The organism is Candidatus Edwardsbacteria bacterium (genome assembly GCA_018821925.1).
Lineage (GTDB): Bacteria > Edwardsbacteria > AC1 > AC1 > EtOH8 > UBA2226.
Genome location: JAHJLF010000067.1, coordinates 38,518 through 51,968, shown reverse-complemented (window position 1 = coordinate 51,968; position 13,451 = coordinate 38,518). Strand labels below are relative to the sequence as shown.

Sequence of the window (13,451 nt, the reverse complement as noted above, 5' to 3'; positions counted from 1 at the left end):
TTGCAATTTTATAAAGATCTGTGTTGTCCTTGCTGTTATTTATTAAATATTTCATTACTTTATCAAATCTTGGGCCACTAATGTTTGCATTAAAAAACGAATTAAATAATAAAACTACATTTTGTATAGATAATTTTGCGTTCATAAGAAATATATTAATATCTTTTTCTAAATCGCAAACGTATGGCACAAAAGTGTAAGCATGTTTGTTTTTAATAGGCAGCTTCCCATATTCTATAATAATATCCGCTTCAATTTTCCTTTTTATTTTATTCGCATCCAATAAATATTTTTTAGTATTATGTAAAGCCTTTACAATATCATTAAACTTTTCATCTTGCTGAATAAGGTTTTTATATGATTCATGTGCTTGGATAAAAACCCTTGCGTTGATGTCACTGCCAGAACCTTCATCCGAAACAACAGTAGCCATGAATGGCATATCGGGATTTGATTCTGTTGGATCTGATTTTTCCGGAGCAATTATTTGAAAAGTCTTATCTACTTTATATATTTCCATAACATCGTCAACAATACACATATAGGTTAAAGGGCCAGTACCTCCATCTAAACGTATTTCTCCAGGTTCATATCGAGAACCTTTTTTTATTACAGAATTTATCATTTTCACCTGAATATCCAGGCCGAGATAATGTAATCGAATATCAGTATCAGCACCGCCGAGGTGACCACCGAATTGGTGGTGGCCTTGCCCACCCCCTCGGCCCCGCCCTCGGTGGCCGAGCCGTGAAAACACCCCGAGGTGGCGATGATGATCCCGAAGAATACTGATTTCACTATCCCCCCCACCAGGTCACGGGTATGAAAGTGAAAACGCAGACCGTCCAGGTACATCTGGCTGGAGATGCCCACCGAAAGCACCGCCACCAGCCCGCCGCCCACCAGGGCCACGAAATTGGCAAACACAGTCAGCACCGGGGCCATCACTGCCCCGGCCACGAAGCGCGGCATATAGAGATAAGCCACCGGGTCGATGGCCATGGTCTCCAGGGCGTCAATCTGTTCGGTGACTTTCATGGTGCCCAGTTCGGCGGCAATCCCGGCCCCCACCCGCCCGGCCACCACCAGGGCGGTCAGCACCGGCCCCAGCTCCATCAGCACCGCCCGGGAGATCCCGGCCCCCAGCCAGATGGGAGGCACCAATCCCTGCATCTGGTAGGCGGCCTGCACCCCGGCCACCATCCCGGTAAAGATGGCCGAGAACAGCACCACCGGCAGGGAACTCACCCCGAAGAACATCATCTGCATGATCACCTGGGAGAAATTCCTGAAGAGATACCTCAGCGACAGGGCGATCTTCCCCAATAGGATGAAAGCCGCTCCCCATTCCTGAAAAAGGTCTATGGTCGAGCGGCCGATGTTTTCGAAAATACTTCGCTGGGAAAGGATGTTCAGTTTGAAAGGCATAATAAAGGATTAATAGTTTGAGACGGCAAACCGCTGAGACGCAGAGATGTTCCGGAAATACATTAACCCAAGCTTAGTGTACTCAGCGTCTTTACGGTGAAATATACTGATCATTGGTGGTCTATTATTGGCGCAAGTCGGTTTAGAACTATTCGGTCCTCTGCTCCTGGGTCTGGTTTTCGAACCGGGTGTATTCCTTGAGGAAGGTCAGGTTGAACTTCCCGGTGGGGCCGTTCCGCTGTTTGGCGATTATCAGCTCGGCGGTGTCGGCATCCATCTGCTCGGACTGGCTCCACTCCTCCTTGTCCTTGTAGACGCCTTTCTGGCGGTGTAGGAACAGCACCACATCGGCATCCTGTTCGAGGGCCCCCGATTCCCGCAGATCGGACAGGATGGGGCGGGAATCCTGCCCCCGCTGTTCGGAGATGCGGGACAGCTGGGAAAGGGCCATCACCGGAACATCCAGCTCCTTGGCCAGGGCCTTGAGGGAACGGGATATCTCGGAGATCTCCTGCTGGCGGTTCTCGGAGCGGTAATTGGAACCCCGCATCAACTGGAGGTAATCCACGATGATCAGCCCCAGGTCCACCTCGGATTTCAGCCTTCGGGCCTTGGCCCTGATCTCCAACGGGCTGGAGCTGGAGCTGTCGTCTATATAGACCGGAGCCTCATGCAATAAACCGGCGGCCGATACCAGCTTGGAAAAATCCTGCTGGGAGAGATAGCCGCTGCGCACCTTGTGTCCCGGCACCCGGGCCTCGGAACACAGCAGGCGGATGACCAACTGTTCCTTGGACATCTCCAGGCTGAATACCGCCACCGGGACCTTGTTGACGATGGCCGCCTGCTGGGCGATGTTCAGGGCAAAAGCGGTCTTTCCCACCGAGGGCCTGGCCCCGACGATGATCAGATCCCCCTTCTGCATGCCGGAGGTCATCTCGTCCAGGTCGACAAAACCGGTCTCCACTCCGGTGATGTGCCGCTTCTCCTTGTACATCTTCTCCACCATCTCGAAGCTGTCCTTGATGAAGGAACCCAGCGGCATCAGATGCTTTCGAAGGCGTTTCTCTTTGATGGAGAATATCAGCTGTTCGGCGCGGTCCAGCAGTTCCTCGGCGGTCTCGCTGGCCTCGTAGCAGGAGGAAACGATCTGGGTGGCGGAGTTGATCAGCCGGCGCACCACCGCCTTCTCCAGCACGATCCGGGCGTAATAATCGACATTGGCGGCGGTGGCCACGCTCTCCACCAGCCGGGTGAGATACACCGGTCCTCCGGCGTCGTCCAGCCACTTCAGGCGCCGCAGTTCGTCGGCCACCGTCACCAGGTCGGCCGGCTGGTTCTTCTCGTAGAGGTTGATGATGCCCCGGAATATCTTGCGATGGGCCGAGGAGTAGAAATTCTCCTCGTCGCTGATGATCTCCACCGCCCGGGATACCGCCTCCGGGGACAACAGCATCGAGCCCAGCACCGCCATCTCGGCGTCCTGCGACTGGGGCGGCAGTCTCTCTATCATGTTATTGCTATCGGCCATCGGCCCTTTCCTGATCGTATATCTTTCTTACCAATTGGACGTCCTCCCAGGTCTGCCTCTTCCAGGCCGGGTTCCGCAACAGGGCCGCCGGATGGAAGGTTGGCACCAGTTTTATATTGTGGTAGTAGTGGATCTGGCCCCGCATCTTTGAGATCGGGGTGGTGCTTTTTAGCAGGGTCTGGGCGGCAAAGGTCCCCAGGGCGCAGATCACCTTGGGTTTTATCAATTCCAGCTGTCTGATCAGATATGGCTCGCACAGCTCTATCTCCCGGGGCTCCGGATTGCGGTTGCCCGGCGGGCGGCACTTGAGGATGTTGCAGATATACACCTGGGAGCGGTCCAGCTTGATGGCCTCGATGATCTTGGTCAGCAGCTGGCCGGCGGCCCCCACAAAGGGCTTGCCCTGCAGGTCCTCATCATGGCCCGGGGCCTCTCCCACGAAGACCATATCGGCTTTGGGGTCCCCGTCGCCGAACACGAAGTTGGTGCGGGTTTTGGACAACGGACATTTGGTGCAGCCGGAGATCTGTTTTTGGAATTTCGCCAGCGCTCCGGAATGGCCGGAGCTGGCCAGCACCGGCTTTTTGCTGAGCACCAGTTCGCTGACGCCCTGCTCCTGTTCCTGAAGAAGATATTTCCTGAGCCGGCTGATGGCCACGGTTGATGTCATTTAGCGGCTCCTATCAATTTGATGGCCCGATCCAGGATCAGCCCCGCCAGCTGGGATTTTGCCATCTGGGGGAATTTGGTTGTCTTCCCTTTTTTGTCGATGATCACGGCCTGGATGTTTTCGCTGGACAGCGTTTTTGCCGGGTTGGCCACGATCAGGTCTAATTTTTTGGCGGCCAACTTTTTCCTGGCGTTGGCTATCAGGTTATCCGTCTCCAGGGCAAAGCCCACCAGCACCGTCCCCGGTTTTCTTTTAACAGCGGCCAACTGGATGATATCGGGATTCTTTTTGAGGGTCAAAGTTATATCACCGTCATTTTTTTTCTTGATCTTGCAGGAGGAGACATTCTGGGGGGCGTAATCCGCCACCGCCGCGGCCATGATCAAAGCCCGGTTATGCGGCAGTTCCTTAAGCACCGCCCGGCTCATCTGAGCGGCGGTATTTACCACGATGTGTTTGAATACCGCCGGAGCCGGAACATCGGCCGGCCCGGTGATCAGGGTCACTTTGGCTCCCCGGCGGGCGGCCTGTTCGGCCAGAGCCATGCCCATTCTGCCGGATGAATGATTGGAGATGAATCTCACCGGGTCCCAGGGCTCCTCTGTCCGCCCGACGGTGATGATCAGCGGGATGTCCTGGTAATCATCCTTCCAGCCCAGCAGGGAAAGAATTTCGTTCTCGATCTTATCCAACGAAGCCAGCCGGCCGCTGCCGACGGTTCCGCAGGCCAGCGGTCCGGATTCCGGGGGGATCAGATGCCAGCCGTTCCCGATCAGGCGTTTGACGTTCTGCCGGACGACCGGGTTCTCCCACATGTCAACGTTCATGGCCGGGGCGAACAGCACCGGGGTCTTGACGGCCAGGGCCACCGTGGTCAGCAGATCATCGGCGATGCCGGCGGCGGCCTTGCCGATGAAATTAGCCGAGGCCGGCACTATCACCAGGACATCGGCCAGCTGGGCCAGAGAGATGTGTTCGATATTCTGCGGCTTGGAATCCGGAAAAAGTTCCAGGGCCACCGGATTGCCCGACAGAGCCTCGAATGAGGCCGGGCCCACCAGCTGGCAGGCATTACCGGTCATGATTACCGTCACCTGGCAGCCTTTCTTCCTCAGACGGCTGACCAGGTCCAGGGCCTTGTAGGCAGCGATGCTGCCGGTCACTCCCAACACGATGTTGGGGGTTTTAGTCATGGCCGTGGAATTCCACCTTGTGATCCCGCAGTCGCTCCAGGGCCAGCGAGATGGGCTTCAAGGCCATATCCATCCGGCCCAGCCTCCGTTTGTCATTGAGGCGCCGGGCCTCCTTGGCAGCCACCAGGACAGCCATGTACTTGTTCTCCATGCCCTCACTCAGTTCTTCGATGGGGATGAACGCCATTGTAAGTCTCCTTAATGATTTTATATTATTTTTATGATCTCGTCCTTGTTGTAGCGGGAAAGGCGGCGGCGTTCGGCCTGGATGATGGCCACCACCGCATCAATGGCCTGGTTCAGGTCGTCGTTGACCAGCCAGTAGTCGAAATCGCCGATCTGCTCCATCTCCAGCCGGGCCTTATTCAGCCGCTTGCTGATCACCTCGTCGCTGTCGGTGGCCCGGCTCATCAGCCTCTGTTTCAGGGCCTCGATGGATGGCGGGATCACGAAGATGCTGACCGCCTGGGGATAGGTCTTCTTGACCGACCGGGCTCCCACGGTATCAATGTCCATTATCACGTCACGTCCCTGTTCCAGCTGACCCGAAATATCCTTGCGGGGAGTGCCGTAGTAGTTGTCGTGGACCATGGCCCACTCCACCAATGCGTCGCTCTCCAGCATTTTCTCGAAATCGGCCGCCGACACGAAATGGTAGTCCTGCCCGTGTTTCTCGTTGGGCCGGGGCGGCCGGGAGGTCACCGATATGGAGTAAACGATCTCGGGGTGCCTCTCCACCACCTTGCGACACAGGCTGGTCTTGCCCGCCCCGGACGGGGCGGAAAGTATTATGGGGAAACCCTGGCGTGGCAGATTCTGCATAGCTGTCTATCTTGAATTTTAGATTGAAATCCTAATTCCGGCGTTGAGGGCGATGGTCTCCCAAGGCTTGAAGTCCTCCATCTTCTCCAGGTTGGAGGTGCTTAAGATGCCGTTGGCCAGGTTGATCCGGGAGCCCAGCATCAGTTCTCCCTTAGGGAAGGGAATGCCCACCCCAGCGCCCAGGATCACCATGGGGGCCGAGCTGTAAAGCTTGTCATCCTCCAGGGCCAGGTATTGCCAGCGGCTGGCCAGCCCCAGTCTCAAAGTAGTGCGCTTAATAGATAACGAGGTGCCCACCGAGGCGTAGGCGTTGCCGATCATGGGCCATTCCCCGGTCATCATGTCCATGCCGCCGTTTACCCCCACCCGCAGGCCCCACAGCTTCAAACCTAGCGAGGCTTTCAGGCTGGTCACTCCTGGGAGTTCTATTTCACCGCTGTCGGCGGCGGTTTTCCGATTGTATTCGACACCGCCCAAGTTCAACTTGACATCCCCGGTAAAGGTACTGTCGGTATTGTTAAAATACAGGTTGTTGACGCTGATGCTGTCCAGCACCGGCTGGCCCTCGGGCAGTCCTGAGTTGTTGAAATAGAAGCCGGATAATTTATACGGCATTCCCATTTCTATGGACATCCCCAGCTTGACGATGGGAAGTTCCATGTTTCCGCCGATGATCAAGCTGTACTGGGTTCCTTGCAGATCGCTGGAGAACTTATTGTAGAATATGGAATCCCCAAACGGGGCGTAGACGTCCACATTGTTGAAGGTGACGCTAGGGCCTCCGGTATTGGTCGAATCCAGTTCTCCCCTTAAGCTGTCAAGACTTCCGGACAGTTTGAGACTAGTATTGGCGATGGCGTCAATCCTGGTCACCTTGACGCCCATGCCCATGTTGAAGGGACCGTATTTGGTGCCGGCGCCGACGAAGATCGGCTGATTGGAGATCCGGGCCTCGCCGCTGCCCTTTAACCGCACGTTGGTAATGGCCGAGACGTTGAGGGTTACCGGAACCGCCAGTCCGCCGGGCAAAGTACCGTTGGCATCGCTGGTCAAGGTATAGTCGTAGGCATAATTGAATTTTTGGGAGATATCAATGTCGGCCTGGTCCAGCCCGACTTCCACGGCAAAGCTTCGCTGATAGGCGATGCCCACCCCGAACGGCCCCATCTTGCCGGCCACCCCCACGTAATCCAGCCCGCCCTGGTCGGTCAGTGTCAGGTAGGTGGGTATCTTGATCTCCCCGGTAACCTCGGTGCTGTCCATCAGCTTGATGTCGGTGTTCATGCTGACATCCTTGGACAGGCTGCCGGCCACGGTAACATCCATGATCCCTGTCAACCCCAGCCCGCCGGGGTTGTTCATCATGCCCACGCTGCCGTGGGCCAGGTTAAGGTCCAGAAATCCCAGGTCCAGAAAATATAAATTAAGTTCCGGGGTGGACATGGCGATATGGGCCTCCATCTGGGTGGAGAGCGTCTGAGCTGACAGCCCGCCAGCCAGTGCCAGACACAGGGCTATTGATAAGATGATCTTTTTCATGGCAAATTCCTTCCGTAAATATTATTCTACGTTCTGGGCCTGCTCCCTCATTTTCTCCAGGTTCTCTTTTATCCGGACCACCAGTTGCGATATCTTGTCGTCGTTGGCCTTGGAGCCGATGGTGTTGGCCTCGCGGTTGATCTCCTGTAATAGGAAATCCAGCCGCCGGCCCACCGGTTGGGCGGTGTTCAGGTATTCCTCAAAGGCCTTTATATGGCTGGCAAAGCGGACGCACTCCTCGCTGATGTCGCACCGGTCAGCGTAGGCCGCCGCCTCCTGCATCAGCCGCTGGGGATCCAGGGCCGTTCCCTGGGATATTTTTTTGATGCGCTGGGTAAACTTATCGCGGAACTGCTTTATCCTCAAGGGGGCCGACTTCTCTATGGCGGCGATGCTCTTTTTCAGCTCGGCGATATTCTTCCGGAGATCGGCCGCCAGGGCCGAGCCCTCGCGGGTCCTCATACGGTCGAAATCTCCCAGGGCCTTGTTCAAGCAGACCTGCAGGCCGGACCAGGCCTTGCCCTGCGACAGCGGGGTCTGACGGCTCTTGAAGATCTCGGAAAAATGATAGATGTCCTCCAGCTCCACCGGGTCCTTGATGCGGTAACGCTTGCGCAGGGTGTTCAGCAGCTTGTAAAAATGATCGGCGCTGCGAAGGTCTATCTCCGGCAGTTCCGGTCCCTCGCCGCCGTTATAGGTGACATTAAGGCTGACCGAGCCGCGGGCGATGCGCTTCTGCAGGAGTTTTTTGACCTCCTGTTCCAGATTAGAGAAGGCGCGGGGCAGCCTGATGCTGAAGTCGGTAAAACGATGGTTCACCGAGCGTATTTCTATGGACAGGCGAGAGCCGTTAAGGGTGGACTCCGCCCGGCCGTATCCGGTCATGCTTTTTATCATAAAACCCCAATATAAAGTCTTATTATAACATAAATTAGGGTGATGTCAACGGAAAATAAAAGGCGGCCGATTTAAGACCGCCTTTGGTAGCAAAAGTCCTCACTCCCCGATCTCGATATCCACGATGGCCTGCGGGATCCGGGGAAAGGTCGAGCCGGTATAATTTTCCCTGGCCTTGCTAACCGTCAATTTTAATTCCAGGGAAACCACATTTGATATCTCCGCCCCCTGGATAAGGCCGTTCTGGTCGGCATCGGCTACAGTAAAACACTGTGCGGGGGTCATGGCCATGGCGCTGTCGCACATCGGTTTGTATCGGATATTGAATTCGACTGTTTTATACCCGGCCGGCAGAACCGGCTTGCTGTTGATATAGAGAATACTGTCCTTGATATCGCGGTATATCGAAAGGGTATCGCCGCTTTGGGCTATCAGCAGCACTCCCAACGAATCCCCCTCCCCCCAGCCGAAGGAATCGGATACCTTCTGGTTCAGCCCATTCAGCGTCTGCTCGGTCTGCATATAAAGTTCATGCCGGATCTGATTCTTGGCAAAAGCTCTGAGTGTCGGGATCAGCACCCCGAAGATGGCCGCCATCACTATGCCGAATATGGTCAAGGCAACCACCATCTCCAGAAGCGACCAGCCGGAATGACCTTTCCTCATGTTCAATCCTTCTTGATTATAAAGCCGCTGTCGTTAATATACAGCCCGTATGGTTCACTGCCGGGATACTGGAAGGCGGCGATCCCGTAAGCGGCGTCAATCACCCGTAGTTTATTGCCATGTTTCAGCAGGTATCTCCAAAGCCCGCGATGGGAATCGTCGATAGAATATCTGCCGGGCCTGAGCGAACAGGTGTCCGATTCGTAGCGACCTGAGAAACGGTCTATCTTATAATAGGCCCCGGCCCCCAGCCATCTCAACAGCGGGTTCCAGCGGACGATGTAGCCCTCGATCATCCACTGATCGCCGTTCAGTTCAAAATCAAACTGCCGCTCGGTCTTAAGGTCGGCAAACTCCATGACCAGGGCCTGGCCTTCCTGCCGGGCGGTAATGGTGCCGATCCGCTGGTCGTGCAGGTAGCGGTTGAGGGTCTGAACAAACAGCGACAGAAATATGAAGGCCGCCGAGAGCACGGCCAGCACCGCCGAATTCAACAGCAGGTTGAAGGCCCGTCCGGCTCTCGCCTTTCGCTTTGCCAGGCGGCTGATCAGATAGACAAGCACCAGCAGGGCCACCAGGCCTATTGCCAGGCCGATCAAACCGGTAGAAAGGGCGAACTTATCCATTTTATCTCCTCCTTATCAGATATATTACCAGCAAGGCCACCAGGGCCAGACAGGCCGCCAGCGCCCCCAGAACGGTATATTCCTTAGATGGGTATACATCGAATCTGTCGGACGGCATTTTGCTCATTTTCAAGCTATCGGGCGGAATATGGTTTACCGGTTGATAATATTTATCTTTGTTTTGCAGATAATCAGTAAAATAGTCGAACTTACCTTTGCTATCATAGCCTATTAAAACATCATCATGCCGGATGGGATTGCGGCCGGAGATATTAAAGTACAGATTTCCGCCATCATCGCATTGAAAAACTTCCCGGGGATAAACCCCATAAACTTGCGACGACTTAAGCCCACCCTTGAGGCTGACCTGCAATTCGGTCTCCTGCAGTTGTCCGTCCCAGGCCCGGGCCTGCTCCAGCAGAAACCCCCAAAAGAAAGATTGGCGGATATTGCCGCCCCGGGCCAGTTCCGCCGGGCCGGTCCTGACCGCATAGGATATCCTTAAGGTGTCCCGGCTTTGCGAAGGGATATCCAAAATCCAGCCATACCAGTGGTTGACCGAATCGCGATATGATTCGGGCAGAGAAAGGTGTGCCTCGTTTGATCGGAGATCGGCAGTAATACTTGTTACTGCCAGCCTCTTTCCCTTCCAGGATATTTTCAGATCGAATAAAGAATCCAGCTTAATGATGGAGATCTCGTCATGGAAAAAGCTTCCGCTTTTGGGGAGGCCCAAAGATATTGTAATACTATTTTCACTGCGGTTCCCCAGGATGATCTCCGCTTTGACCACCGCCAGCCCGGGATAGAGATCAACCAGTATTGCCTGCCTTTCCATGGCGGCTAATCCGTATCTATCGCCGTTCTGGGCCGGGATAGGAACAATGGTCCGGCCGATCCCCGCTCCCCGCAATACCGGAGTGACGGCCCGTAAAGGTCCGGCTGACAGGACAAGCAACGCCAGCAAACAGATTATTCTAATTTCAAATCTATACATCGATTGTGTCATATTTTATATTTGCTAGGCTTTTTAGGCTTTATTACTTCGGTAAATAAATAACGCAATGTGTCATTCCTGCGAAAGCAGGAATCCCGGCATGGATGCCCGTTTTCACGGGCATGACAACAAGGACGTTCAAAAAACGGATAAGGATTATTCACCTATTTAATTGCCGGGGTAATAAAAGCAGATTGTTCTATGTGCCCTTTGTGCTCTTTGTGGTAAACCCACGGCCTTATCTCAAGCCTGCCAGAAGTGGTCCTCGAAATCCCGGCCCGGCACCTTTATCGTCAGTGGCGGCCCGTCGGGATGCTTCTCCAGTTCGTTGCCGTCCTCCTCCAGGGTTATCAGCAGGCTGATATTTTCTCCGGCATTAGCCCTGGTCAGTTCAAAGGGTATCTTCATCTCCACGATCCGGTCCGCCGCTATCAGGCAGCCCCCCGGCCCCTGCTGTTTCTTGATGTCGAAAGTTAGGGCCATGCGGACCGGGCTGAGCAGTTCCACCTTAAGTTGGACATCCCCCAGCGATTCCAGAGAGGATCCGGGAGAAGGGTCCAGTCGCAGGTACAGGTTCCCGGCATCGAAACCGAAGTGGACCGACTGAAAATAACTCTGGCTGCGGCGCATGGCCCCGCCGTTGAGATGGACATCATAGATGCCGCTGCCCGACCACTCGTAGAACTCGGTGACCCGGCCGTCGATGGCCGGAGTTATAAAGGCAATGGGCTGGGATACCAACTGCCGCCCGGCCCTCTCTTTGGCGATCGGCCGGAACAGCCGTTCCGGCGCCTCCATCTCCAGCAGTTTATACACCGCCCGGAGATGTCCCCGGAAAAGCTCGTCGAATTCGGCCAGATTCTCGCTGGAGAAATTATCGCCATACCACCAACACCAGTCGCTGCCCTCGGCGGTGTAGATCTGTTCCATCACTCTGTCATATCTTTCGGGATCGCCCTCCAGTAATTGTTTTTTCTGCTGGACGGCCTGCCGGGCTTTAAGCAGCTGTTCCCAGGCGGCATTGTCCTCCTCGGCCCCGATCCATATCCGAAAATCGCTGTTTATCCAGGAGCCGGGAAACAGTTTTGTCAGGCTCGGCAGATCCTGCTGTTCATCCAGATACTGGCTGAAGGTGCAGCATCTCAGCTTTTGGCTTGAAGACAGGCGGCCGTATAATTGGTTCAGGAATTCATGTCCGTCATCCGGAAAGAATTCCCAGACATTCTCGCCGTCCAGTATTATCGGGGCGATATGCCTGCCGGCCTCAGCCCCCAGTTTTTCTGCCGAGTGCTCCAGTCGGGCCACCAGATCCCGGGCCGCCTCGGCCGGGTTCCAGTTGTAATAATCGAAACCCAGCTTATCAGAGATCACCCGGTCCCGGAAGAACAGGCTGCAGTTGCCCAGACGATAAGGACGATATAAAATCTCAGGGTGGGCCAGCTCGTGCCCCTTGCGGAGATGCCTACCCAACGACCGTTCCAGGATGCCCTCGTCGCTGGCTATCCAGCGGACCCCGGCCCGCTCCATCTGCTCCACCGCCTCCCGGCTGACGCTGCCTTCGGAGGGCCACATCCCGGCCGGTCTCCGGCCAAAATTTTTCTCCATGTAATCCAATCCCTTGGTGATCTGGGCGGCTGCGTCCTCCGGAAAGACAAAGGCTGTCGGCAGGGGAGCTCCCGGCATTGATTCCCGGGCGATATTGCTGTCGCACAGCAACGGCAGGATGGGGTGGTAATACGGGGTGGTGGATATCTCTATCTGCCCCGAATCCCAAGCCTTTTTATAGAGGGGGATGATCGAGGCCAGGATGGCCTGCTGGCTGTTCCACAACAGCCCTTTGTCTTCTTCGGTAAAATTGCTGCCTTTGGCCTTCAGCCGGGCCAGCCCGGGGTCGTTTTGAAAATGAACCGGATCCGTCCAGCACAGATTGAACCAGACCTGCAGATCGCGGATATCCTGGACGCTGAACCGTTTGGCAATATCGGTCAGGTCCCCGGGTTTCGGGTTCCGGCCCCGCTTGTTAAGCAATTCGCTGTATCGGGGATGGACCTCCACCATGTTGGCCCAGTTGGCCATGAAAAAATCCCGCAGCACGAAGACCTTCTCCTCGTTGGTCAGATCGGCGGCTGACTTTTTACTGACCTCCAGATGCAGATCGCTGCAATTCCCCGAGACATAATCCTGCAGCTGTTCCAGCAATACCGGCACCAGATTGAAACTTAGCTTTATGTCCGGATACTGCTGGACAATGGAGACCATGTCGTAATAATCCTTCAGGGCATGCAGCCTTACCCACGGTAGGCGAAAAACCCTGTTATCCGGCTCCCGGTAACAGGGTTGGTGCATGTGCCACAGAAACGCGACGTTTAGGGCAGGCATCGTTGCTTTCTCATTCCGCCGGTGGAAGCATGGCCAAGGCAGACTTGGCCTTTTGGGCGTTCTGATCATCGGGATATTTGCTGACGATCCCCTGATAAACCTCGCGGGCCTTTATATGATTGCCGGCCTCCCGGTAGCATCGTCCGGCTGACAGCATGGCGTTAAGCGAAATATAGCTCTGCTTGGGATAGCGCAGGACGATCTGCATGTATTCATCGGCGGCTTTATTGAAATCGCCCGACTGTTCGTAACAGGCTGCCACCCCGCCGATGGCGGCCGACATCAACAGATAGCTTTTGGGCTTGGCCTTGACCGCCCGCTGGTAATTTTTCAGGGCCTCCTCCTGGTTCCGCATCTGGAAGTTCAGGTTGCCCAGGTTCACCATGGCCTCCTTGGCCGATTCGGTGCTACCGAAACGTTTGATGATGTCCTCGTATCCCTGGCGGGACTGCTGGGCGTCGCCGCTGAACATGGCGGCATGGGCCGACCCCAGCAGCAGGTTGGCCTGCCGCTCGTTCTTGGTCCGGTTCTGGGCAACGAAGAACAGCCCGATCACTATGATCAGGGCCCCCACCAGGACGGCCAGTATCTCGGTGCTGTAGCGCCGGAACAGATTGATGGTCTTCATCATATCTTCGGCGAACTCATCGTGTTTCATCCGGTGTTTACTGATATTGTGCGACACTTTATGAAATCTCCTTAA

Annotated in this window: 14 protein-coding genes; all 14 read right to left on the bottom strand. The window is 55.2% G+C overall.

Annotated features, from left to right (window positions below; genetic code table 11):
• Window positions 1-631: hypothetical protein (locus tag KJ869_08095; GenBank protein ID MBU1577152.1), on the bottom strand; the 631-nt coding region annotated here is incomplete at its 3' end.
• A complete protein-coding gene (locus KJ869_08090) occupies window positions 628-1,428 on the bottom strand; it encodes an ABC transporter permease (GenBank protein MBU1577151.1) in 801 nt (266 codons plus the stop codon). The genes KJ869_08090 and KJ869_08095, both read right to left, overlap by 4 nt.
• Before the next feature lie 148 nt (window positions 1,429-1,576).
• A complete protein-coding gene (gene dnaB / locus KJ869_08085; GenBank protein ID MBU1577150.1) occupies window positions 1,577-2,959 on the bottom strand; it encodes a replicative DNA helicase in 1,383 nt (460 codons plus the stop codon).
• Window positions 2,949-3,629, bottom strand: a complete 681-nt coding sequence (locus KJ869_08080; GenBank protein ID MBU1577149.1) for a uracil-DNA glycosylase — start codon at window positions 3,627-3,629, stop codon at window positions 2,949-2,951. The genes dnaB and KJ869_08080 overlap by 11 nt, the downstream gene beginning before the upstream one ends.
• Window positions 3,626-4,822, bottom strand: coding sequence for a bifunctional phosphopantothenoylcysteine decarboxylase/phosphopantothenate--cysteine ligase CoaBC (gene coaBC / locus KJ869_08075; protein MBU1577148.1), 1,197 nt, complete (start codon window positions 4,820-4,822; stop codon window positions 3,626-3,628). Before coaBC ends, KJ869_08080 begins: the two co-directional genes overlap by 4 nt.
• A complete protein-coding gene (gene rpoZ, locus KJ869_08070; protein MBU1577147.1) occupies window positions 4,815-5,009 on the bottom strand; it encodes a DNA-directed RNA polymerase subunit omega in 195 nt (64 codons plus the stop codon). The genes coaBC and rpoZ overlap by 8 nt, the downstream gene beginning before the upstream one ends.
• Window positions 5,010-5,029: 20 nt before the next feature.
• Window positions 5,030-5,644, bottom strand: a complete 615-nt coding sequence (gmk, locus tag KJ869_08065; GenBank protein MBU1577146.1) for a guanylate kinase — start codon at window positions 5,642-5,644, stop codon at window positions 5,030-5,032.
• 18 nt (window positions 5,645-5,662) lie between these two features.
• Complete coding sequence (locus KJ869_08060; GenBank protein MBU1577145.1) at window positions 5,663-7,183, bottom strand: hypothetical protein; 1,521 nt, start codon at window positions 7,181-7,183, stop codon at window positions 5,663-5,665.
• Window positions 7,184-7,204: 21 nt separating this feature from the next.
• Window positions 7,205-8,080, bottom strand: a complete 876-nt coding sequence (locus KJ869_08055; protein MBU1577144.1) for a YicC family protein — start codon at window positions 8,078-8,080, stop codon at window positions 7,205-7,207.
• Window positions 8,081-8,179: 99 nt separating this feature from the next.
• Window positions 8,180-8,746: a type II secretion system GspH family protein gene (locus KJ869_08050; protein MBU1577143.1), complete on the bottom strand. Its 567-nt coding sequence runs from the start codon at window positions 8,744-8,746 to the stop codon at window positions 8,180-8,182.
• A gap of 2 nt (window positions 8,747-8,748) precedes the next feature.
• Complete coding sequence (locus tag KJ869_08045) at window positions 8,749-9,372, bottom strand: hypothetical protein (GenBank protein ID MBU1577142.1); 624 nt, start codon at window positions 9,370-9,372, stop codon at window positions 8,749-8,751.
• Between the two features lies 1 nt (window position 9,373).
• Window positions 9,374-10,369 (bottom strand): hypothetical protein, encoded by a 996-nt coding sequence (locus tag KJ869_08040; protein MBU1577141.1) that lies wholly within the window; start codon window positions 10,367-10,369, stop codon window positions 9,374-9,376.
• A gap of 243 nt (window positions 10,370-10,612) precedes the next feature.
• Window positions 10,613-12,748, bottom strand: a complete 2,136-nt coding sequence (locus KJ869_08035; protein MBU1577140.1) for a glycoside hydrolase — start codon at window positions 12,746-12,748, stop codon at window positions 10,613-10,615.
• A gap of 10 nt (window positions 12,749-12,758) precedes the next feature.
• Window positions 12,759-13,433, bottom strand: coding sequence for a tetratricopeptide repeat protein (locus tag KJ869_08030; GenBank protein ID MBU1577139.1), 675 nt, complete (start codon window positions 13,431-13,433; stop codon window positions 12,759-12,761).
• Window positions 13,434-13,451 lie beyond the last annotated feature (18 nt).